Here is a 22,542-nt window from a genome sequence, read left to right as displayed (position 1 = left end):
ATATGCGGCTCAGCCGCGGGCTGGTAACTCACTGTGAGGTTACGCAGCGTAATCTGACTTCGTCAAGCGGAACGGGTCAGACCATCACCCGTCAGGGGTGCGGGCGGGCGCTGAAGGGGGTCCTGCTAACCTGACTGCGTAATTCCGACGTCCTTTAAGGTCCGTCCCGTGAGGCGGAGAAGGAGGTCCGTTTCGTATGGACGCAAACAGCTCCGAGGCGGGAGTGCAGCTCCCCGCGCGGCCGGTGCTCGAAGGCCCGGACATCGCGCGCATGCTCACCCGCATCGCCCACGAGATCGTCGAGCGCGCCAAGGGCGCGGACGATGTGGTGCTCCTGGGCATCCCCACCCGCGGCGTCTTCCTCGCCCGGCGGCTGGCCGCCAAGCTGGAAGAGATCACCGGCCGAACGGTTCCGGTCGGCTCGCTCGACATCACGATGTACCGCGACGACCTGCGCCTGGGCCCGGCCCGCGCGCTCGCCCGCACCGAGATCCCCGCCGACGGCATCGAGGGCCGGCTCGTCCTGCTCGTCGACGACGTCCTCTTCTCCGGCCGGACGATCCGCGCCGCGCTGGACGCCCTGGGCGACATCGGTCGGCCGCGCGCCGTCCAGCTCGCGGTCCTGGTCGACCGCGGCCACCGCGAACTGCCGATCCGCGCCGACTACGTGGGCAAGAACCTCCCCACCTCGCTGCGGGAGACGGTCAAGGTCCAGCTCACCGAGGAGGACGGCCGGGACGCCGTACTGCTCGGCGTCAAGGACGCCACCCCGGCCGGCGGGCGCTAGCGCATCGCGTACGGACCCGGTGACCCCGGGCCCGCAGGCATGCCCGCTCAACGGACATTCCCGTACACCTCCTTCACCCACGGAGAAAACCGGATGAAGCGCCACCTCATCTCGGCCGCCGACCTCACCCGTGACGACGCCGTCCTGATCCTCGACACCGCCGAGGAGATGGCCCGGGTCGCGGACCGGCCGATCAAGAAGCTCCCCACCCTGCGCGGACGCACCGTCTGCAACCTCTTCTTCGAGGACTCGACCCGGACCCGGATCTCGTTCGAGGCCGCCGAGAAGCGGCTCTCCGCGGACGTGATCAACTTCGCCGCCAAGGGGTCCAGCGTCTCCAAGGGCGAGTCCCTCAAGGACACCGCCCAGACCCTGGAGGCGATGGGCGTCGACGCCGTCGTCATCCGGCACAGCGCCTCCGGCGCCCCGTACCGGCTCGCCACCTCCGGCTGGATCGACGCCCCCGTCATCAACGCCGGCGACGGCACCCACCAGCACCCCACCCAGGCCCTGCTGGACGCCTTCACGATGCGCCGCCGCCTGATCGGCCCGGACGCCGGGCTCGGCCAGGACCTCGACGGCAAGCGCATCACCCTGGTCGGCGACGTGCTCCACAGCCGGGTCGCCCGCTCCAACGTCGACCTGCTGCACACCCTCGGCGCCGAGGTCACCCTCGTCGCGCCGCCCACCCTCGTGCCGGTCGGCGTCGAGACCTGGCCGTGCGAGGTGTCGTACGACCTCGACGCCGTGCTGCCCAAGTCCGACGCCGTGATGATGCTGCGGGTGCAGCGCGAGCGGATGAACGCCGCCTTCTTCCCCACCGAGCGCGAGTACTCGCGCCGCTACGGCCTGGACGGCGACCGGATGGCGCGGATGCCCGAGCACGCCATCGTGATGCACCCCGGCCCGATGGTCCGCGGTATGGAGATCACCGCCGAGGTCGCCGACTCCGACCGCTGCACGGTCGTCGAGCAGGTGGCCAACGGGGTCTCCATCCGCATGGCCGTCCTGTACCTGCTCCTGGGCGGCAACGAGCCCGCCCACACCCACCCCCGTACCGAGGAGAAGTAGGAACCATGAGCAAGATTCTGATCCGCGGTGCGAAGGTGCTCGGCGGCGAACCCCAAGACGTCCTGATCGACGGGGAGTTCATCGCGGCCGTCGGCACCGATCTCGGCGCCGAGGGCGCCGAGATCGTCGAGGCCGACGGGAAGATCCTGCTGCCCGGGCTCGTCGACCTGCACACCCATCTGCGCGAGCCCGGCCGGGAGGACTCCGAGACCGTCCTCACCGGCACCCGGGCCGCCGCCAGCGGCGGCTACACCGCCGTGTTCGCCATGGCCAACACCTTCCCGGTCGCCGACACCGCCGGCGTCGTCGAGCAGGTCTACCGGCTCGGCAAGGAGTCCGGCTACTGCGACGTCCAGCCCATCGGCGCGGTGACCGTCGGCCTGGAGGGCAGGAAGCTCGCCGAGCTGGGCGCCATGCACGAGTCCGCCGCCGGGGTCACCGTCTTCTCCGACGACGGCAAATGCGTCGACGACGCCGTGATCATGCGCCGCGCCCTGGAGTACGTGAAGGCCTTCGGCGGCGTGGTCGCCCAGCACGCCCAGGAGCCGCGGCTGACCGAGGGCGCCCAGATGAACGAGGGCGTGGTCTCCGCCGAGCTGGGGCTGGGCGGCTGGCCGGCCGTCGCCGAGGAGTCGATCATCGCCCGTGACGTGCTGCTCGCCGAGCACGTCGGCTCGCGGGTGCACATCTGCCACCTGTCGACCGCGGGCTCCGTCGAGATCGTGCGCTGGGCCAAGTCCCGCGGCATCGACGTGACCGCCGAGGTCACCCCGCACCACCTCCTCCTGACCGACGAGATGGTGCGCACCTACAACCCCGTCTACAAGGTCAACCCGCCGCTGCGCACCGAGCGCGACGTGATGGCCCTGCGCGAGGCGCTCGCCGACGGCACGATCGACATCGTCGCCACCGACCACGCCCCGCACCCGCACGAGGACAAGGACTGCGAGTGGGCCGCGGCCGCCATGGGCATGGTGGGCCTGGAGACCGCGCTGTCCGTCGTCCAGCAGACGATGGTCGAGACCGGCCTGCTGACCTGGGCGGACGTCGCCGACCGGATGTCCTTCAAGCCCGCGCAGATCGGCCGGGCCACCGGCCACGGCCGCCCCGTCTCGGCCGGTGAGCCGGCCAACCTCACCCTGGTCGATTCCGCTTACCGTGGAGAGGTGGACCCCGCGGGCTTCGCCTCGCGCAGCCGCAACACCCCCTACGAGGGCCGTGAGCTGCCGGGGCGGGTGACCCACACCTTCCTGCGGGGCCGGGCAACACTCGTCGACGGGAAGCTCGCGTGACACCTCCACTCATCCATCTGGCCGAAGCGCAGAAGTCCGCGCCGGTCACCGACTGGGCGGGCCGGATCGCCTGGGTCGTCGGCCTGCTGGTCTTCGTGGCCTTCGTCTACTGGCTGATGCGCCAGGGCTGGAAGTGGCGCGGCACGCTCCAGGGCGATCTGCCCGAGCTGCCGTCCACCCCGGACGACCCCGGCGCGCCGAGGCTCACGGCCGGCCCCTCGCCCGCCACCACCCCGAGCGGAGGCGGCAAGCCGCCGCTGACCATGTCCGGCCGCTACCACGGCTCCACCACGGCCGGGCAGTGGCTCGACCGGATCGTCGCCCGCGGCCTGGGCACCCGTAGCCGCGTCGAGCTGACCCTGACCGACCAGGGCCTGGACGTCGTCCGACCGGGCGCCACGGACTTCTTCGTGCCGGCCGCCGCACTGCGCGGCGCCCGCCTGGACAAGGGCATCGCCGGCAAGGTCCTCACCGAGGGCGGCCTGCTGATCGTCACCTGGCGGCACGGGGACAAGGAGATCGACTCCGGCTTCCGCTCCGACCGGGCGGCCGAACACCCCGCCTGGGTCGAGGCCCTCACCGCACTGAGCACCACCACCAGCACCACCACCGAGCACACCGAAACGGAAGGCGCACGATGACGACCTCCACCAGGGGGACCGGCAAGATCCCCGCCGTACTCGTCCTGGAGGACGGCCGCACCTTCCGCGGCCGTGCCTACGGGGCCGTGGGGGAGACCTTCGGCGAAGCGGTGTTCTCCACCGGCATGACCGGCTACCAGGAGACGCTGACCGACCCCTCGTACCACCGCCAGGTCGTCGTCATGACCGCGCCGCACATCGGCAACACCGGTGTGAACGACGAGGACCCCGAGTCGCAGCGGATCTGGGTCGCCGGCTACGTCGTCCGCGACCCCGCCCGCATCCCGTCCAACTGGCGCGCGGTGCGCTCGCTGGACGAGGAGCTCGTGGCCCAGGGCGTCGTCGGCATCAGCGGCATCGACACCCGGGCGCTCACCCGCCACCTGCGCGAGCGCGGGGCGATGCGGGTCGGCATCTTCTCCGGCGAGGCGCTGCCCGACGCGGGCGTCATGCTCGCCAAGGTGCGCCAGACCGCCGAGATGAAGGGCGCCGACCTGTCCACCCAGGTCGCCACCGAGGAGCCCTACGTCGTCCCGGCGATCGGCACCAAGCGGTTCACCGTCGCCGCGATCGACCTGGGCATCAAGGGCATGACCCCGCACCGCATGGCCGAGCGCGGCATCGAGGTGCACGTGCTGCCCGCGACCGCGACCGCCGAGGACGTCTACGCGGTCGAGCCGGACGGCGTGTTCTTCTCCAACGGCCCGGGCGACCCGGCCACCGCCGACCACCCGGTGTCCGTCATGCGCGAGGTGCTCTCCCGCAAGACCCCGCTGTTCGGCATCTGCTTCGGCAACCAGATCCTGGGCCGCGCCCTGGGCTTCGGTACGTACAAGCTCAAGTACGGGCACCGCGGCATCAACCAGCCGGTGCAGGACCGGACCACCGGCAAGGTCGAGATCACCGCGCACAACCACGGGTTCGCCGTGGACGCCCCGCTCGACACGGTGTCCGACACCCCCTTCGGCCGCGCCGAGGTCTCCCACGTCTGCCTCAACGACGACGTGGTGGAGGGCCTCCAGCTGCTCGACCAGCCGGCCTTCAGCGTCCAGTACCACCCCGAGGCGGCCGCCGGCCCGCACGACGCCGCGTACCTCTTCGACCGCTTCGTTTCCCTGATGGAGGGCCAGCGTGCCTAAGCGCACCGATATCCAGTCCGTCCTGGTCATCGGCTCCGGCCCGATCGTCATCGGCCAGGCCGCCGAGTTCGACTACTCCGGTACCCAGGCCTGCCGGGTCCTCAAGTCCGAGGGCCTGCGCGTCATCCTGGTGAACTCCAACCCGGCGACGATCATGACCGACCCGGAGATCGCCGACGCCACGTACGTCGAGCCGATCACCCCCGAGTTCGTCGAGAAGATCATCGCCAAGGAGCGCCCCGACGCGCTCCTGCCCACCCTCGGCGGCCAGACCGCCCTGAACACCGCCATCTCCCTCCACGAGGCCGGCACCCTCGACAAGTACGGCGTCGAGCTGATCGGCGCCAACGTCGAGGCGATCCACAAGGGCGAGGACCGCGACCAGTTCAAGGAGGTCGTCGAGGCCGTCAACGCCAAGATCGGCCACGGCGAGTCCGCCCGCTCGGTGATCTGCCACTCCATGGACGACGTCCTCAAGGGCGTCGACGAGCTCGGCGGCTACCCCGTCGTCGTCCGCCCCTCCTTCACCATGGGCGGCGCCGGCTCCGGCTTCGCACACGACGAGGAGGAGCTGCGCCGGATCGCCGGCCAGGGCCTGACGCTCTCCCCGACCACCGAGGTGCTCCTGGAGGAGTCCATCCTCGGCTGGAAGGAGTACGAGCTGGAGCTGATGCGCGACAAGCACGACAACGTCGTGGTCGTCTGCTCCATCGAGAACTTCGACCCGATGGGCGTGCACACCGGCGACTCGATCACCGTCGCCCCGGCCATGACGCTCACCGACCGCGAGTACCAGATCCTGCGGGACATCGGCATCGCGGTGATCCGCGAGGTCGGCGTGGACACCGGCGGCTGCAACATCCAGTTCGCGGTCAACCCGGACGACGGCCGGGTCATCGTCATCGAGATGAACCCGCGGGTCTCCCGCTCGTCGGCCCTGGCGTCCAAGGCCACCGGATTCCCGATCGCGAAGATCGCCGCCCGGCTCGCCGTCGGCTACACCCTCGACGAGATCCCCAACGACATCACCGAGCAGACCCCGGCGTCCTTCGAGCCGACCCTCGACTACGTCGTCGTCAAGGTGCCGCGGTTCGCCTTCGAGAAGTTCCCGGCCGCCGACGCCACCCTCACCACGACCATGAAGTCGGTCGGCGAGGCCATGGCGATCGGCCGCAACTTCCCCGAGGCGCTCCAGAAGGCGCTGCGCTCGCTGGAGAAGAAGGGCAGCCAGTTCGACTTCGTGGCCGCCCCGGGGGAGAAGGCGGAGCTCCTGGAGCTCGCCCAGGTCCCCACCGACGGCCGGATCAACACCGTCATGCAGGCGATCCGGGCCGGCGCCACCCCCCAGGAGGTCTTCGACGCCACGAAGATCGACCCGTGGTTCGTCGACCAGCTCTTCCTCGTCAAGGAGATCGCCGACGAGATCGCCGACGCCGACCAGCTCGGCCCGGACATCCTTGCGGACGCAAAGCGCTACGGCTTCTCCGACGCCCAGATCGGAGCGATCCGCGGGCTGCGCGAGGACGTCGTGCGCGAGGTCCGGCACGCCCTCGGCATCCGCCCCGTCTACAAGACCGTCGACACCTGCGCCGCCGAGTTCGCCGCGAAGACGCCGTACTTCTACTCGTCCTACGACGAGGAGACCGAGGTCGCCCCGCGCGAGAAGCCGGCCGTGATCATCCTCGGCTCCGGCCCCAACCGCATCGGCCAGGGCATCGAGTTCGACTACTCCTGCGTCCACGCCTCGTTCGCGCTCAGCGACGCCGGCTACGAGACGGTGATGGTCAACTGCAACCCGGAGACCGTCTCGACCGACTACGACACCTCCGACCGGCTCTACTTCGAGCCGCTCACCCTGGAGGACGTCCTGGAGATCGTGCACGCCGAGACCCAGGCCGGCCCGGTCGCCGGTGTGGTCGTCCAGCTCGGCGGGCAGACCCCGCTGGGCCTGGCGCAGGCACTGAAGGACAACGGCGTGCCGATCGTGGGCACCTCGCCCGAGGCGATCGACCTCGCCGAGGAGCGCGGCGCCTTCGGCCGGGTGCTGACCGAGGCCGGTCTGCCGGCCCCCAAGTACGGCACCGCCTTCTCCTTCGACGAGGCCAAGCGGATCGCCGCCGAGATCGGCTTCCCGGTGATGGTCCGCCCGTCGTACGTGCTCGGCGGCCGCGGGATGGAGATCGTCTACGACGAGCCGTCGCTGGGCGAGTACCTGGAGCGGCACGCCGGCCTCATCTCCGAGCACCCGGTCCTGATCGACCGGTTCCTCGACGACGCCATAGAGATCGACGTCGATGCGCTCTACGACGGCCACGAGCTCTACCTCGGCGGCGTCATGGAGCACATCGAGGAGGCCGGCATCCACTCCGGCGACTCCGCCTGTGCGCTGCCCCCGATCACCCTCGGCGGCTTCGACATCAAGCGGCTGCGGGCCTCGACCGAGGCGATCGCCAAGGGCGTCGGCGTCCGCGGGCTGATCAACATCCAGTTCGCCATGGCCGGCGACATCCTCTACGTGCTGGAGGCCAACCCGCGCGCCTCCCGCACGGTGCCCTTCACCTCGAAGGCCACCGCGGTGCCGCTGGCCAAGGCCGCGGCCCGGATCTCGCTGGGCGCCACCATCGCCGAGCTGCGCGCCGAGGGCATGCTGCCCAAGACCGGTGACGGCGGCACCCTGCCGCTGGACGCGCCGATCTCGGTCAAGGAAGCCGTGATGCCCTGGTCGCGGTTCCGCGACGCCTCGGGCCGCGGGGTGGACACCATCCTCGGCCCGGAGATGCGCTCCACCGGCGAGGTCATGGGCATCGACTCGGTCTTCGGCACCGCCTACGCCAAGTCGCAGGCCGGCGCCTACGGGGCGCTGCCCACCAAGGGCCGCGCGTTCGTCTCCGTCGCCAACCGGGACAAGCGCTCGATGATCTTCCCGGCCCGCGAGCTGGTCGCGCACGGCTTCGAGCTGCTCGCCACCTCCGGCACCGCCGAGGTGCTGCGCCGCAACGGCATCAAGGCCACCGTGGTGCGCAAGCAGTCCGAGGGCGAGGGCCCGAACGGCGAGAAGACCATCGTCCAGCTGATCCACGACGGCCAGGTCGACCTGATCGTCAACACCCCCTACGGCACCGGCGGCCGGCTGGACGGCTACGACATCCGTACCGCGGCGGTGGCCCGCTCCGTGCCCTGCCTGACCACGGTCCAGGCCCTGGCGGCCGCCGTCCAGGGCATCGAGGCGATGAACCGCGGCGATGTGGGCGTCAGGTCACTCCAGGAACACGCGGAGCACCTGACCGCGGCCCGCGACTAGCAGCCCACGAGGGGGACACCGGAAACGGTGTCCCCCTCCTCATGAGGACACACGCATGTACCAGCTCTTCTTCCGGCTCTTCTTCCGGCGCATGGACCCCGAACAGGCCCACCACCTGGCCTTCCGATGGATCCGGCTGGCCGCCCGCACCCCCGTGCTGCGCACCTTCCTCGCCGCCGTGCTCGCCCCCCGGTACCGCGAACTGCGCACCGAGGCGCTCGGCCTGCGGATGCACGGCCCGTTCGGCCTGGCCGCCGGCTTCGACAAGAACGCCGTCGCCATCGACGGGATGGCGATGCTCGGCTTCGACCACGTCGAGATCGGCACCGTCACCGGCGAGGCGCAGCCCGGCAACCCCAAGAAGCGCCTCTTCCGGCTCGTACCGGACCGTGCGCTGATCAACCGCATGGGCTTCAACAACGAGGGCTCGGCCTCGGTCGCGGCGCGGCTGGCCGTCCGCAACCCGGTGTTCAAGACCGTCGTCGGCGTCAACATCGGCAAGACCAAGATCGTCCCGGAGGCCGAGGCCGCCGCCGACTACGTGAAGTCGACCGAGCGGCTGGCCCGACACGCCGACTACCTGGTCGTGAACGTCTCGTCCCCGAACACCCCGGGCCTGCGCAACCTCCAGGCCACCGAGGCGCTGCGCCCGCTGCTCACCGCCGTGCGCGAGGCCGCCGACCGCACCGTCACCGACCGCCGCGTCCCGCTGCTGGTCAAGATCGCCCCCGACCTCGCGGACGAGGACGTGGACGCGGTCGCCGACCTCGCCCTCGAACTGGGGCTGGACGGGATCATCGCCACCAACACCACCATCGCCCGCGAGGGCCTGGGGCTGACCTCGGACCCGGCGCTCGTCAAGGAGACCGGCGGCCTGTCCGGCGCGCCCGTCAAGGAGCGCTCCCTGGAGGTGCTGCGGCGCCTCTACGCCCGTGTCGGCGACCGGATCACCCTCATCGGCGTCGGCGGCATCGAGACCGCCGAGGACGCCTGGCAGCGCATCCTGGCCGGCGCCACGCTCGTCCAGGGCTACAGCGCCTTCATCTACCAGGGCCCGTTCTGGTGCCGGGCGATCCACCGGGGTCTCGCCGCCCGCCTGCGCAACAGCCCGTACGCCACCCTCGCCGACGCCGTCGGCGCCGAGCACACGAAGGTGACCGGATGACCGCCCTTGAGCCCTTCGGCGCCCGCCTGCGCCGTGCCATGGACGCCCGCGGCCCGCTCTGCGTCGGCATCGACCCGCACGCCTCCCTGCTGGCCGACTGGGGGCTGAACGACGACGTCGCGGGCCTGGCCCGCTTCACCCGCACCGTCGTGGAGGCGCTCGGCGAACACGTCGCGGTCTTCAAGCCGCAGGCGGCGTTCTTCGAGCGCTTCGGCTCGCGCGGCCTGGCGGTGCTGGAGACCGCGGTGGTCGAGGCGCGCGAGCGCGGCGCCCTGGTGCTGATGGACGCCAAGCGCGGCGACATCGGCTCGACCATGGCCGCCTACGCCGAGGCCTTCCTGCGTACTGACTCCCCGCTGTTCTCGGACGCCCTGACGGTCTCCCCGTACCTCGGCTACGGCTCGCTCAAGCCGGCCGTCGACCTGGCCCGGGAGAACGGCGCCGGGCTGTTCGTGCTCGCCCTGACCTCCAATCCGGAGGGCGCGGAGGTCCAGCGGGCGGTGCGCGAGGACGGCCGCACGATCGCGGCGACCGTTCTTCGCCACCTCGCCGCCGAGAACGCCGACGCCGAGCCGCTGGGCTCCTTCGGCGCGGTGGTCGGCGCCACGCTCGGCGATCTCTCCTCGTTCGACCTGGCGATCAACGGCCCGCTGCTGGCACCCGGCATCGGCGCCCAGGGCGCCACCCCCGCCGACCTCCCGACCGTCTTCGGGAACGCCGTGCGCAACGTCGTCCCGAGCGTCAGCCGGGGGGTGTTGCGGCACGGCCCGGACGCCGCGGCGCTGCGTTCGGCGGCGGACCGATGGGCCGACGAGGTGCGCACCGCGCTCGATCAGGCACCGTAAGACGGGGAGTTTGGTCCCGAATTGTCCTGGTCAGCAGAGTCTGACCAGGACTTTTCGTCTGTTCTCGCTGACTCTGACGCGATCGGCCGCTAGTCTCCGACGAGAGCACCGCACGTAAGCGCGTTGCTCGTTGCTCCGCAGGTGCGGGGCGACTAGGTTCCACACCGGTCCGATATCCGACAGTTCTACATCCGAGGTGACGTAGGCGTGGCTCTTCCGCCCCTTACCCCTGAACAGCGCGCAGCAGCGCTTGAGAAGGCCGCCGCGGCTCGCCGGGAGCGCGCCGAGGTCAAGAATCGGCTCAAGCACTCAGGTGCTTCCCTGCACGAGGTGATCCAGCAGGGCCAGAAGAACGACGTCATCGGCAAGATGAAGGTCTCCGCCCTGCTGGAGTCCCTGCCCGGCGTCGGCAAGGTCCGTGCCAAGCAGATCATGGAGCGGCTCGGCATCTCCGAGAGCCGCCGCGTCCGTGGGCTCGGCTCCAACCAGATCGCATCGTTGGAGCGGGAGTTCGGAAGCGCCGCTTCCTGAATTTTCCGGCACCGCCGGGAAGCTGGAATAATCGCTGCATGAGTACTGCAGTCTCCCGGGGGACGACCCCCGCGCCCCCGGCCAGACGACCGCGACTGACCGTGCTCTCCGGCCCCTCCGGGGTCGGCAAGAGCACGGTCGTCGCGCATATGCGCAAGGTCCACCCCGAGGTCTGGCTCTCGGTCTCGGCCACCACCCGCAAGCCGCGACCCGGCGAGCGGCACGGTGTCCAGTACTTCTTCGTCGACGACGAGGAGTTCGACAAGCTCATCGCCAACGGTGAGCTGCTCGAATGGGCCGAGTTCGCGGGCAACCGCTACGGCACCCCGCGCAAGGCGGTGCTGGACCGGCTGGAGGCCGGCGAGCCCGTCCTGCTGGAGATCGACCTCCAGGGCGCACGTCAGGTCCGGGAGTCCATGGCGGACGCCCACCTGGTCTTCCTGGCCCCGCCGAGCTGGGAGGAGCTGGTCCGCCGGCTCACCGGCCGGGGCACGGAGGCGCCCGAGGTCATCGAGCGTCGCCTGGAGGCGGCCCGGGTCGAGCTGGCGGCGGAGAAGGAGTTCGACGTGACGCTCGTCAACACCTCCGTCGAGGACGTCAGCCGTGAGCTGCTAGCCTTGATGCTGCATCGATCCGGGGAGCGGAACACCAGCGGCTGAACCCGCCAGCTCCACCGGCCCCCGGACCGGCCAAGACGGTGCGCCCTCTCGTACGACACCGGCGCATGAAACCCAGGCTTCATCCCCTTTCGGAAGGTAGAGAGTGTCCTCTTCCATCACCGCACCCGAGGGCATCATCAACCCGCCCATTGATGAGCTCCTTGAGGCCACCGACTCGAAGTACAGCCTCGTGATCTACGCCGCCAAGCGTGCGCGCCAGATCAACGCGTACTACTCGCAGCTCGGCGAGGGCCTGCTCGAGTACGTCGGCCCGCTCGTCGACACGCACGTCCACGAGAAGCCCCTCTCGATCGCGCTCCGCGAGATCAACGCGGGTCTGCTGACCTCCGAGGCCATCGAGGGCCCGGCACAGTAAGCGGTACGGCATACACCCGAGGGCCCGGCGGAGCGACCGCCGGGCCCTTGGTGTGTCATAGGGGCAGGTGCGCCAGCGGGGCGCACCGGCGTAGGGACCTGAGCTCGGGGAGCGGCGAAGCGATGGACAAGCGGGAACAGGCGGGGCAGCCGCCCAGGGTCGTCCTGGGGGTCAGCGGCGGAATCGCCGCGTACAAGGCCTGTGAGCTGCTGCGGCGGCTGACCGAGTCCGGGCACGACGTACGGGTGGTGCCGACCGCCTCGGCGCTGCACTTCGTCGGTGAGGCGACCTGGTCGGCGCTGTCCGGCAACCCGGCCGGTACGGAGGTCTGGGAGTCCGTCCACGAGGTCCCTCACGTCCGCATCGGCCAGGCGGCCGACCTCGTCGTCGTGGCGCCCGCCACCGCCGACATGCTGGCCAAGGCCGCCCACGGCCTCGCCGACGACCTGCTGACCAACACCCTGCTCACCGCGCGCTGTCCGGTGGTCTTCGCCCCGGCGATGCACACCGAGATGTGGGAGCACCCGGCCACCCAGGAGAACGTCGCCACCCTGCGGCGACGCGGCGCGGTCGTCGTCGAGCCCGCGGTCGGCCGGCTGACCGGCGTCGACACCGGCAAGGGCCGGTTCCCCGACCCCGTCGAGATCTTCGAACTCTGCCGCCGGGTGCTGGCCCGCGGCGCCGCGGGGGCCCTGACACAGGACCTCGCCGGCCGCCGCGTCGTGGTCACCGCCGGCGGCACCCGTGAGCCGCTGGACCCCGTGCGCTACCTGGGCAACCGCTCGTCCGGCAGGCAGGGCTACGCGCTCGCCGCCACCGCGGCCGCGCGCGGCGCCCGGGTCACCCTGATCGCGGGCAACACCGAGCTGCCCGACCCGGCCGGAGTGGACGTGGTCCCCGTCGGCACCGCCCGCCAGCTCCGCGAGGCCGTGCTGAAGGCCGCCGCGGACGCCGACACGGTGGTCATGGCCGCGGCCGTCGCCGACTTCCGACCCGCGGTCTACACCACGGGCAAGATCAAGAAGGTCGAGGGCCGGGAGCCGGAGCCCGTCGTGCTGGTCCGAAATCCGGACATCCTCGCCGAGCTCTCCGCCGACCGTGCCCGCCCCGGGCAGATCGTCGTGGGTTTCGCCGCCGAGACCGACGACGTCCTCGCGAACGGCCGCGCCAAGCTCGCCCGCAAGGGCTGTGACCTGCTGGTCGTCAACGAGGTCGGCGAGCACAAGGCGTTCGGCTCGGCGGAGAACGAGGCGGTGATCCTGGCGGCCGACGGCACCGAGACCCCGGTCCCGTACGGCCCCAAGGAAGCCTTGGCCGACAAGGTCTGGGACCTGGTGGTGCCCCGGTTGGCCGAGACTCGCCCCTGAGCCGTCCCCACGACCCTCATTTCACCTCTCCGGCCCCGTAAAAAGCGGCGCGTCCCCTTGACCATGTCCCATCCTCAAGGTGATCGTCCTACCGTGAGGCGTGGTGTCCCAGGTCACGAGGGGTCCATAAATCGAGACCGCGTGCCCGAACACCACATACGACCGATAAACTGGCGAGTGGATCGGGCCGAGCGCAGCTCTCGGCCCTTCCGCCAATGATCAGCCAGCAGCCGCTGCAACCCCAGGGAGCGATGTGTCCCGCCGCCTGTTCACCTCGGAGTCCGTCACCGAGGGCCACCCCGACAAGATCGCTGACCAGATCAGCGACACGATCCTCGACGCGCTCCTGAAGGAGGACCCGACCTCCCGGGTCGCCGTGGAGACGCTGATCACCACCGGCCTGGTCCACGTGGCCGGCGAGGTGACGACCAAGGCGTACGCCGACATCCCCAACCTCGTCCGTAACAAGATCCTGGAGATCGGTTACGACTCGTCCAAGAAGGGCTTCGACGGCGCCTCCTGCGGCGTCTCGGTCTCGATCGGTGCGCAGTCCCCGGACATCGCCCAGGGCGTCGACACCGCGCACGAGTACCGTGTCGAGGGCGACGACGACGAGCTGGACCGGCAGGGCGCGGGCGACCAGGGCCTGATGTTCGGCTACGCGTGCGACGAGACCCCGGAGCTGATGCCGCTCCCGATCAACCTCGCGCACCGGCTCTCCAAGCGCCTCTCCGAGGTGCGCAAGAACGGGACCATCCCCTACCTGCGTCCCGACGGCAAGACCCAGGTCACCATCGAGTACGACGGCCACAAGGCCGTCCGCCTCGACACCGTCGTGGTCTCCTCGCAGCACGCCAGCGACATCGACCTCGACTCGCTGCTCGCCCCCGACATCCGCGAGTTCGTCGTCGAGCACGTCCTCAACCAGCTCGTCGAGGACGGCATCAAGCTGGACACCGACGGCTACCGCCTGCTGGTCAACCCGACCGGTCGCTTCGAGATCGGCGGCCCGATGGGCGACGCCGGTCTGACCGGCCGCAAGATCATCATCGACACCTACGGCGGCATGGCCCGCCACGGTGGCGGTGCCTTCTCCGGCAAGGACCCGTCCAAGGTCGACCGCTCTGCCGCCTACGCCATGCGCTGGGTCGCCAAGAACGTGGTCGCCGCCGGCCTCGCCGCCCGCTGCGAGGTCCAGGTCGCCTACGCCATCGGCAAGGCGGAGCCGGTCGGTCTCTTCGTCGAGACCTTCGGCACCAACACCGTCGACACCGACAAGATCGAGCAGGCCATCGCCGAGGTCTTCGACCTCCGCCCGGCCGCGATCATCCGCGACCTCGACCTGCTCCGCCCGATCTACGCGCAGACCGCCGCCTACGGCCACTTCGGCCGTGAGCTGGAGGACTTCACCTGGGAGCGCACGGACCGCGTGGAGGCGCTGAAGAAGGCCGCCGGGCTGTAAGCCACGCACCACCCTGCGACACGGCCCCGGACCGCTGGACGGTCCGGGGCCGTTCGTCGTCCACAGCCCCGCGCCCGTTGTCGGTCCCGTCTGCTAAGACTGAAGCCGTGAGCAGGGAGAACGGGCCGCCGGAGGCGGGTGTGGGGGAGCAGCTGGCCCTGATCCGGGAGACGGTCCGCAAGGCCAAGGCCCCCAAGGCCAAACCGCGGACCTGGCGGGGCGCCGAGCTGGCGGCCGGCCTGCCGGTGGCCAGGGTGCTGGTCGACAAGGGCCTGGTGCACCTCGACCGGTACTTCGACTACGCCGTGCCCGCCGCGATGGACGCCGAGGCGCAGCCCGGCGTGCGGGTGCGGGTGCGGTTCGGGGCGGGGGAGAAGGGCGGCCGCCGGGAGGGCGGCAAGCTGGTCAGCGGGTTCATCGTGGAGCGCGTGGCGGAGAGCGAGTTCCGGGGGGTGCTGGCGCCGATCGCGCAGGTGCTGTCGGCGGAGCAGGTGCTGGCACCGGAGCTGCTGGCGCTGTGCCGGGCGGTGGCGGACCGCTACGCCGGGACGCTCGCCGACGTGGTGCAGCTGGCGGTGCCGCCGCGCCGGGCGCGGGCCGAAGCCAAGCCGTCACCGGCCCCGTTGCCCCCCAACGCGCCGCCGGAAGCGGGGAGTTGGGCGCGGTACGGGGCAGGGGACGGGTTCCTGACGGCGCTGGCCCGGGGGGATGCGCCGCGGGCGGTGTGGACGGCGCTGCCCGGCCCCACCTGGCCGCAGGAGCTGGCGCGGGCGGCGGCCGCGGCGCTGGCCGGCGGGCGCGGAGCGCTGGTGGTGGTGCCGGACGGGCGGGCCGCGGCGCGGGTGGACGCGGCGCTGCGCGACCTGATCGGCGAGGGGCGGCATGTGCTGCTGACCGCCGATGCCGGGCCGGAGGAGCGGTACCGACGGTGGCTGGCGGTGAGCCGCGGGTCGGTGCGCGGCGTCATCGGGACGCGGGCGGCGATGTTCGCGCCGGTCGCCGACCCGGGACTGGTCGCCCTGTGGGACGACGGCGACGCCAGCCACAGCGATCCGCACGCCCCCCAGCCGCACGCCAGGGAGGTGCTCATCCAACGGTCGATGACCGAGCGGGCCGGTTTCCTGCTCGGCGGGCTGAGCTGCACTGTCGAGGCGGCGCAGCTGGTCGAGACGGGCTGGGCGCGCCCGCTGACCGCGGACCGCGAACGGGTGCGGGCCGCGGCGCCCCTGGTCCGGACGGTCGGCGACGGCGACGAGGCGCGGGACGCCGCCGCCCGGGCCGCCCGGCTGCCGACCATGGCCTGGCAGGTGGTGCGCGACGGACTCCGGCACGGACCGGTGCTGGTGCAGGTGCCACGCCGCGGCTACGCACCCCGGCTGGCGTGCGAGCGGTGCCGTACGCCGGCGCGCTGCCGGGCCTGCGCCGGGCCCCTGGAGGCGCCACAGGCAGACGAGTTGGCCTGCGCGTGGTGCGGCCGGCCGGAGCCGGACTGGCACTGCGGCGAGTGCGGCGGCACCCGGCTGCGCGCCCAGATCGTGGGAGCGCGACGGACCGCCGAGGAGCTGGGTCGGGCCTTCCCGGCCGTCCCGGTGCGGACGTCGGGGCGCGACCACGTACTGGCGACGGTGCCCGGCACGCCCGCGCTCGTCGTGAGCACCCCCGGCGCGGAGCCGGTCGCCGAGGGGGACGGGTACGCCGCCGCGCTTCTGCTGGACGGCTGGGCGCTGCTCGGGCGGCCGGACCTACGGGCCGGGGAGGAGGCGCTGCGCCGCTGGCTGGGGGCCGCCGCACTGGTTCGCGGCCAGGCCGAGGGCGGCACAGTCGCGGTGATCGCGGAGCCCACGCTGCGGCCGGTGCAGGCGCTGGTGCGCTGGGACCCGGTCGGGCATGCGGTGCGCGAGCTGGCCGAGCGGGCCGAGCTGGGGTTCCCGCCGGTGTCCCGGATGGCGTCGGTGGCGGGTCGCGGCGAGGACGTCAGAGACCTGCTGCGTTCGGCTGAACTCCCCTCGGGAGCCGAGGTGTTGGGGCCGGTACCGCTGCCGGTGCCGGACCCCGGACGCCCGCGCAGGCCGGGCGACCCACAGCCTGGCGAGGAGTGGGAGCGCGCACTGGTACGGGTCCGTCCCGGCCAGGGCGCGGCGCTCGCCGCGGCTCTCAAGGCGGCCCAGGCGGCACGGCTGGTCAAACGGGAAGGGGAGGCGGTACGGCTGCGGATCGACCCGCCGGATCTGGGCTGAGGCCAACCGGCCCGTCCGGGGCGGTGCATGGACACCGCGCCGCCCCAGGACCGTGATCGACGTGCGGTCCCGGGGCGTTGGCGAGCGGTGTGAAGGGGCCGCACCCGGTGCTGAGTTGGTCAACCGTTGCGGGGGCCGGGGAACGCGCCCGGGCGGCTCGGTTCGTCGCGGGCCGAACCGGAGGGCTGGGTGGGCATGGAGCGGGCGGCGGGGACGGACGGCACGCCCGGCAGGCCCGAGGCCACGGTCACCGCGCGGGACGCGGACGACTCGGACGCCCGGACCGCCGGCTCCCCGCCACCGCTGTCGGCGGCGGGCTGCGCGCTCGCCCGGCGGGCACCGTAACGGCGGTGCACCGCCTGCTTCGTGACCCCGAGCGCCGAGCCCACCGCGTCCCACGAGAAACCCAGCGAACGGTCGAAGTCGACCGCGGCGGTGACGAGGGTCTCGACGCTGTCCCGCAGTTCCTGGGCCAGCCGCACGGTCGGCGCGGGCGCGCGTCCGTAGACGACGAAGCCCGCGGACGGGCCCGTACGCCGCGGCCGGTAGACGTTGCCGAGCTGAGCAGTCAGCGTGCGCAGTGCGTCCACCTGCCGGCGGACCCGCTCGATGTCCCGCACCAGGAGATGCAGGCTGGCGCGCGCCTGGGCGTCGTGGGTTGCGTGGTCGGCCATGAGCAAGCCTCTCGAACCGGCGTGGAAAAGGGATGGGTGAAAGCGATCGGGCCGCCAAAGCGGCCCGGTCTCAGGTCAATGCTGTTTGACCAACGCGACAGCAGCGGCTCTGGTCACGGTATGGGGGCGTACGAGCTTCCGTACGAGGCGCGGGAAATGTCGTACGCCCCCTGGATGCACCGCCATGGCCTGGGCCGGGCCCATAGACTGATGCGTCGTTCCGCAGCGTGTGAGAGGTAGATCGCCACCCATGAGGCTTGTCTTCGCCGGCACCCCCGAGGTCGCCGTTCCCGCCCTCGATGCCCTGATCGCCTCGGACCGGCACGAGGTCGTGGCCGTCGTGACCCGGCCCGACGCGCCCGCCGGACGCGGCCGCCGGCTGGTCGCCAGCCCGGTTGCGGAACGCGCCGAGGAGGCCGGCATCGAGGTGCTCAAGCCCGTCAAGCCGCGTGACGAGGACTTCCTGACGCGACTGCGGGAGATCGCGCCGGACTGCTGCCCGGTGGTCGCCTACGGCGCGCTGCTGCCGAGGGCCGCGCTCGACATCCCCGCCAACGGGTGGGTCAACCTGCACTTCTCGCTGCTGCCCGCGTGGCGGGGCGCGGCGCCCGTGCAGCACGCGGTGCTCGCGGGCGACGAGGTGACCGGCGCCTCGACGTTCCAGATCGAGGAGGGGCTGGACTCCGGCCCGGTCTACGGGGTGTTGACCGAGGGGATCCGGCCGACGGACACCAGCGGCGATCTGCTCACACGGCTGGCGTTCGCCGGCTCCGGACTGCTCGTCGCGACGATGGACGGCATCGAGGACGGCACCCTGAAGGCCGTGGCGCAGCCGGCCGAAGGCGTCACCCTCGCGCCGAAGATCGAGGTCGAGGACGCCAAGGTCGACTGGGCGGCGCCGGCGCTCCGCGTCGACCGGCTGATCCGCGCCTGCGCACCCGCGCCCGGCGCCTGGACGGTCTTCCGCGGTGAGCGCCTGAAGCTGATGTCCGCCGCCTCCGCAGCGGGTCACGCCGAACTCGACCTCGCGCCCGGCGAACTGGCCGTCACCAAGAAGGCGGTGCACGTCGGCACCGGCAGCCACCCCGTCGAACTGGTCTGGGTCCAGCCGCAGGGCAAGAAGCCGATGCAGGCCGCGGACTGGGCACGCGGCGTACGCATCGCGGCGGGGGAGCGGCTGGGGGAGGACGCCTAGGGGTGGCCCCTGGGGGCGCCGCCCTGGGGGGCGGGTCCCGGGAGGCGGTCCCTTAGGAGGCGGCCGAACACATCCCGTAGGGGACCGGAGCGCCCCCTGCGGGGCCACAACCGGGAGGGGGCGGGCGGTATTCCCGCGACCGCCCGCCATTCCCTCGGCTCCCGCGGCCGCTCGCCCCCGGTGTTCGTGGTGTGGCTCCCTCGTTCGTGGTGCGGCTCCCTCCCGGAGCGTGTCCGTCGTCCGGTCCGCGTAGGCTGGGACGGAACCCCACTCTCGTATCCGGAGCACCTTTTCTGTGAGTCAGCAGCCCCGTCGTCGCCCCAGCAAGCCCCATCGCCGTCCGAAGAAGGACCCGGTACGGATCCTCGCGTTCGAGGCGCTGCGGGCCGTCGACGAGCGGGACGCCTACGCCAACCTCGTCCTGCCGCCGCTGCTGCGCAAGGCGCGCGAGGGCGGTGACTTCGACAGCCGGGACGCGGCGCTGGCGACCGAGCTGGTGTACGGGTCGCTGCGCCGGCAGGGGACGTACGACGCGATCCTCGCGCAGTGCGTGGACCGGCCGTTGCGGGAGGTGGACCCGCCGGTCCTGGACGTGCTGACGCTCGGCGCGCACCAACTGCTCGGCACGCGGATCCCGACGCACGCCGCGGTCAGCGCGAGCGTCGAGCTGGCGCGGGTGGTGCTGGGCGACGGGCGGGCCAAGTTCGTCAACGCGGTGCTGCGCAAGGTGGCGGCCGACGACCTGGACGGCTGGCTGGAGCGGGTCGCCCCGGACTACGACGAGGACCCCGAGGACCACCTCGGCATCGTGCACGCCCACGCCCGGTGGATCGTCTCTGCGCTGTGGGACGCCCTCGGCGGCGGCCGCGCCGGCATCGAGGACCTGCTGGAGGCGGACAACGAGCGTCCGGAGGTGACCCTGGTGGCGCGGCCCGGCCGGGCCACCACCGAGGAGCTGTTGGCCGCGGTCGGCGACGAGGGCGCGCTGCCCGGCCGCTGGTCGCCGTACGCGGTGCGGCTCGCGGAGGGCGGTGAGCCCGGCGCGCTGGACGCGGTCCGCGAGGGGCGCGCCGGGGTGCAGGACGAGGGCAGCCAACTCGTCGCGCTCGCGCTGGCGAACGCGCCGGTCGAGGGCCCGGACCGCACCTGGCTCGACGGTTGCGCCGGCCCCGGCGGCAAGGCGGCGCTGCTGGCCGCCCTCGCGGCGGAGCGCGGCGCCGCGCTGCTGGCGTCCGAGAAGCAGCCGCACCGGGCGCGCCTGGTGGCACGGGCGCTGGCGGGCAACCCCGGGCCGTATGCGGTGATCGCCGCCGACGGCACCCGCCCCGCCTGGCGGCCGGGCTCCTTCGACCGGGTGCTGATGGACGTGCCCTGCACCGGGCTGGGCGCGCTGCGCCGGCGGCCGGAGGCGCGCTGGCGCCGCCGCCCCGAGGACCTCGACGGCTTCGCGTCGCTCCAGCGCGACCTGCTGCGCCGGGCGCTCGCGGCGGTACGGGTCGGCGGCGTGGTCGGCTATGCGACCTGCTCGCCGCATCCGGCCGAGACCCGCGCCGTGGTGGAGGACGTCATCAAGGGCCGCGGCGGCCCGGCGGTGGACGTGGAGTGGGTCGACGCCCGGCCGCTGATGCCCGGTGTGCCGGCCCTCGGCGACGGCCCGGACGTCCAGCTATGGCCGCATCTGCACGGCACCGACGCGATGTATCTGGCGCTGCTGCGGCGCACCGGCTGAGATCGGCCGGGTTGTGGGTTCGGCGTTCCGGTCTCCCGTGTCACGAGTCCCGTGTCCGGTGTCCCGTGTCGGGGTGCCGGTGCGGCCCGGTGCCGTCCCGCCGCCGATCGCTCCGGGACAGGACGCCATACTGGGGGCATGGCCTTGATCAACCCCAGCATCCTGTCCGCAGACTTCGCCCGCCTCGCCGAGGAGGCGAAGGCCGTCGAGGGCGCCGACTGGCTCCACGTCGACGTGATGGACAACCACTTCGTCCCGAACCTCACCCTCGGCGTGCCGGTCGTCGAATCGCTGAGCAAGGCGACGGACACCCCGCTCGATCTGCACCTGATGATCGAGGACCCGGACCGCTGGGCGCCGCAGTACATCGAGGCCGGGGCCGGGTCCGTGACCTTCCACGTGGAGGCGGCGGCCGCGCCGGTGCGGCTGGCACGGGAGATCCGGGCGAAGGGCGCACGGGCGTCGATGGCGCTCAAGCCGGCCACGCCGATCGAGCCCTACGAGGACCTGCTGCCCGAGCTCGACATGCTGCTGATCATGACGGTGGAGCCCGGATTCGGCGGGCAGGCGTTCCTGGACATCATGCTGCCCAAGATCCGCCGCACCCGTGAGCTGATCTCCAAGCACGGCCTGGAGCTGTGGCTCCAGGTGGACGGCGGGGTCTCCGACTCCACCATCGAGCGGTGCGCCGAGGCGGGCGCCGATGTGTTCGTGGCCGGCTCGGCGGTCTACGGCGCCGACGACCCGGCCAAGGCGGTCCGTGACCTGCGGGCGAAGGCCGAGTCGGCGACCGCGGCGGCGGGCTGGCTCTGCGCCCACTGATTCCCGGGGCACGGGGACGGGAAGACGAGCAGCCCGGCCGGTTCCGGCCACCGGATTTCCCCGGTGGCGGCGCCGTGCCACCAGTTGTCCGTGGCGCAACCGAGCGTTCACGACCGTCGGGGCGCTGTTGGTCCCCGTTGCCCGCGGGTTTCTGAAAGGATGAGCAAAGACTCGATCAGATGCGCAAAAGGGGAGAATTTCGTGGTAGCCAGCCGCCCACAGTCGGGAATGGGCCCTGCCGAGCTGGTGCAGGCTGCGGCCATGGCCCGTCGTTTCTATCTTGAGGGCAAGTCCAAGATCCAGATCGCGGAGGAGTTCGGCGTCAGCCGGTTCAAGGTCGCGCGGGTGCTGGAGACGGCGCTGGAGCGTGATCTCGTACGCATCGAGATCCGGGTGCCCTCCGAACTGGACGCCGAGCGCTCCGACGCCCTGCGGGCCCGCTACGGCCTGCGGCACGCGGTGGTCGTCGAGTCGCCCGCGGACGCTCCCCCCGCCTTCGGCGGCCAGACCCCGCCCGACGACGCCGCCGACCCCGAGAACCTCGGTGAGGTCGCCGCCGACCTGCTCGGCGAGCTGGTCACCGAGGGCGATGTGCTCGGGCTCGCCTGGGGCCGTTCGACGATCCACATGGCGGCCGCGCTGCACCGGCTGCCGCCGTGCACGGTCGTGCAGTTGACCGGGGTGTACGACGCCGGCACCGCCGACCGCGGCTCGGTCGAGGCGGTGCGCCGTGCCGCCGACGTCTCCGGGGGCGAGGCGCACCCGATCTACGCGCCGATGCTGCTGCCGGACTCGGCGACCGCCGAGGCGCTGCGCCGGCAGACCGGGATCGCCCGGGCCTTCGAGTACTTCGACAAGGTCACCGTCGCCTGCGTCTCCATCGGCTCCTGGGAGCCGGGCGTCTCGACCGTCTACGACATGCTGAGCGAGGAGGAGCGGGAGCACTACGCCTCGCTGGGCGCGGCCGCCGAGATGTCCGCGCACCTCTTCGACGCCGAGGGGCGCCGGATCGGACGGGACCTGGGCGAGCGGTGCATCACCGTCGAGGCGGACCGGCTGCGCCGTATCCCCGAGGTCGTCGCCATCGCGGGCGGCCGGCGCAAGGCCGCGGCGATCGGCGCGGTGCTGCGCTCGGGCCTGGTGACGAGCCTGGTCACGGACACCGCGGCGGCCGATCACCTGCTGCTGGAGACCGGCCCCGGGCCGCGCCCCGCCCTGGACCGGGCGGACCCGGACGGATCGTGACGCG

Annotated in this window: 19 protein-coding genes; 18 read left to right on the top strand and 1 reads right to left on the bottom strand. The window is 72.2% G+C overall.

What is annotated here, in order from left to right; genetic code table 11:
- The first annotated feature begins 196 nt into the window (after nt 1-196).
- From pyrR to AB0C96_RS04775, 14 genes are all read left to right on the top strand, one after another.
- Nucleotides 197-787, top strand: a complete 591-nt coding sequence (gene pyrR / locus AB0C96_RS04840) for a bifunctional pyr operon transcriptional regulator/uracil phosphoribosyltransferase PyrR (protein ID WP_362913693.1) — start codon at nt 197-199, stop codon at nt 785-787.
- Between the two features lie 93 nt (nt 788-880).
- Complete coding sequence (locus AB0C96_RS04835; protein ID WP_362913691.1) at nt 881-1,858, top strand: aspartate carbamoyltransferase catalytic subunit; 978 nt, start codon at nt 881-883, stop codon at nt 1,856-1,858.
- A 5-nt stretch (nt 1,859-1,863) separates the two neighbouring features.
- Complete coding sequence (locus AB0C96_RS04830; RefSeq protein WP_362913689.1) at nt 1,864-3,150, top strand: dihydroorotase; 1,287 nt, start codon at nt 1,864-1,866, stop codon at nt 3,148-3,150.
- Nucleotides 3,147-3,791: a hypothetical protein gene (locus AB0C96_RS04825; protein ID WP_362913687.1), complete on the top strand. Its 645-nt coding sequence runs from the start codon at nt 3,147-3,149 to the stop codon at nt 3,789-3,791. Before AB0C96_RS04830 ends, AB0C96_RS04825 begins: the two co-directional genes overlap by 4 nt.
- A complete protein-coding gene (gene carA / locus AB0C96_RS04820; protein WP_362913685.1) occupies nt 3,788-4,930 on the top strand; it encodes a glutamine-hydrolyzing carbamoyl-phosphate synthase small subunit in 1,143 nt (380 codons plus the stop codon). Before AB0C96_RS04825 ends, carA begins: the two co-directional genes overlap by 4 nt.
- Nucleotides 4,923-8,231 (top strand): carbamoyl-phosphate synthase large subunit, encoded by a 3,309-nt coding sequence (gene carB / locus AB0C96_RS04815; protein WP_362913683.1) that lies wholly within the window; start codon nt 4,923-4,925, stop codon nt 8,229-8,231. The genes carA and carB overlap by 8 nt, the downstream gene beginning before the upstream one ends.
- Before the next feature lie 55 nt (nt 8,232-8,286).
- Nucleotides 8,287-9,396 (top strand): quinone-dependent dihydroorotate dehydrogenase, encoded by a 1,110-nt coding sequence (locus AB0C96_RS04810; protein ID WP_362913681.1) that lies wholly within the window; start codon nt 8,287-8,289, stop codon nt 9,394-9,396.
- Nucleotides 9,393-10,241: an orotidine-5'-phosphate decarboxylase gene (gene pyrF / locus AB0C96_RS04805; protein WP_362913679.1), complete on the top strand. Its 849-nt coding sequence runs from the start codon at nt 9,393-9,395 to the stop codon at nt 10,239-10,241. The genes AB0C96_RS04810 and pyrF overlap by 4 nt, the downstream gene beginning before the upstream one ends.
- Nucleotides 10,242-10,448: 207 nt before the next feature.
- On the top strand, nt 10,449-10,772 hold the full coding sequence (locus AB0C96_RS04800; RefSeq protein ID WP_362913677.1) for an integration host factor: 324 nt from the start codon (nt 10,449-10,451) through the stop codon (nt 10,770-10,772).
- 38 nt (nt 10,773-10,810) lie between these two features.
- A complete protein-coding gene (gene gmk, locus AB0C96_RS04795) occupies nt 10,811-11,431 on the top strand; it encodes a guanylate kinase (RefSeq protein ID WP_362913675.1) in 621 nt (206 codons plus the stop codon).
- Between the two features lie 103 nt (nt 11,432-11,534).
- Nucleotides 11,535-11,807: a DNA-directed RNA polymerase subunit omega gene (gene rpoZ, locus AB0C96_RS04790; RefSeq protein WP_005319902.1), complete on the top strand. Its 273-nt coding sequence runs from the start codon at nt 11,535-11,537 to the stop codon at nt 11,805-11,807.
- Nucleotides 11,808-11,929: 122 nt separating this feature from the next.
- The gene (gene coaBC, locus AB0C96_RS04785) at nt 11,930-13,174 is read left to right on the top strand and encodes a bifunctional phosphopantothenoylcysteine decarboxylase/phosphopantothenate--cysteine ligase CoaBC (RefSeq protein ID WP_362913673.1); all 1,245 of its coding nucleotides are present in this window, start codon (nt 11,930-11,932) and stop codon (nt 13,172-13,174) included.
- 253 nt (nt 13,175-13,427) lie between these two features.
- Entirely contained in the window at nt 13,428-14,636 is a 1,209-nt protein-coding gene (gene metK / locus AB0C96_RS04780; protein ID WP_362913671.1) for a methionine adenosyltransferase, read from the top strand.
- A gap of 107 nt (nt 14,637-14,743) precedes the next feature.
- Nucleotides 14,744-16,873: a primosomal protein N' gene (locus tag AB0C96_RS04775; protein ID WP_362913669.1), complete on the top strand. Its 2,130-nt coding sequence runs from the start codon at nt 14,744-14,746 to the stop codon at nt 16,871-16,873.
- A 119-nt stretch (nt 16,874-16,992) separates the two neighbouring features.
- Here AB0C96_RS04775 and AB0C96_RS04770 read toward each other — a convergent pair whose 3' ends face one another.
- Nucleotides 16,993-17,547, bottom strand: a complete 555-nt coding sequence (locus tag AB0C96_RS04770; RefSeq protein ID WP_362913667.1) for a hypothetical protein — start codon at nt 17,545-17,547, stop codon at nt 16,993-16,995.
- 250 nt (nt 17,548-17,797) lie between these two features.
- Between AB0C96_RS04770 and fmt the strand changes: the two genes are divergently transcribed.
- The 4 genes from fmt (at nt 17,798) to AB0C96_RS04750 (ending at nt 22,538) form a co-directional block, all read left to right on the top strand.
- Nucleotides 17,798-18,742 carry a methionyl-tRNA formyltransferase gene (gene fmt, locus AB0C96_RS04765; RefSeq protein WP_362913665.1) on the top strand — a complete coding sequence of 315 codons (945 nt, stop codon included), beginning with the start codon at nt 17,798-17,800 and terminating at the stop codon, nt 18,740-18,742.
- A gap of 295 nt (nt 18,743-19,037) precedes the next feature.
- On the top strand, nt 19,038-20,471 hold the full coding sequence (locus AB0C96_RS04760; RefSeq protein WP_362913663.1) for a transcription antitermination factor NusB: 1,434 nt from the start codon (nt 19,038-19,040) through the stop codon (nt 20,469-20,471).
- A 138-nt stretch (nt 20,472-20,609) separates the two neighbouring features.
- The gene (gene rpe, locus AB0C96_RS04755; protein WP_362913661.1) at nt 20,610-21,293 is read left to right on the top strand and encodes a ribulose-phosphate 3-epimerase; all 684 of its coding nucleotides are present in this window, start codon (nt 20,610-20,612) and stop codon (nt 21,291-21,293) included.
- A gap of 228 nt (nt 21,294-21,521) precedes the next feature.
- A complete protein-coding gene (locus AB0C96_RS04750; RefSeq protein ID WP_362913659.1) occupies nt 21,522-22,538 on the top strand; it encodes a sugar-binding domain-containing protein in 1,017 nt (338 codons plus the stop codon).
- The last annotated feature ends 4 nt before the right edge of the window (nt 22,539-22,542 follow it).

The organism is Streptomyces sp. NPDC048506 (genome assembly GCF_040651315.1).
GTDB lineage: Bacteria > Actinomycetota > Actinomycetes > Streptomycetales > Streptomycetaceae > Streptomyces.
Note: the sequence above shows the minus strand (reverse complement) of the source record. Positions and strands in the feature narration are given on the sequence as shown.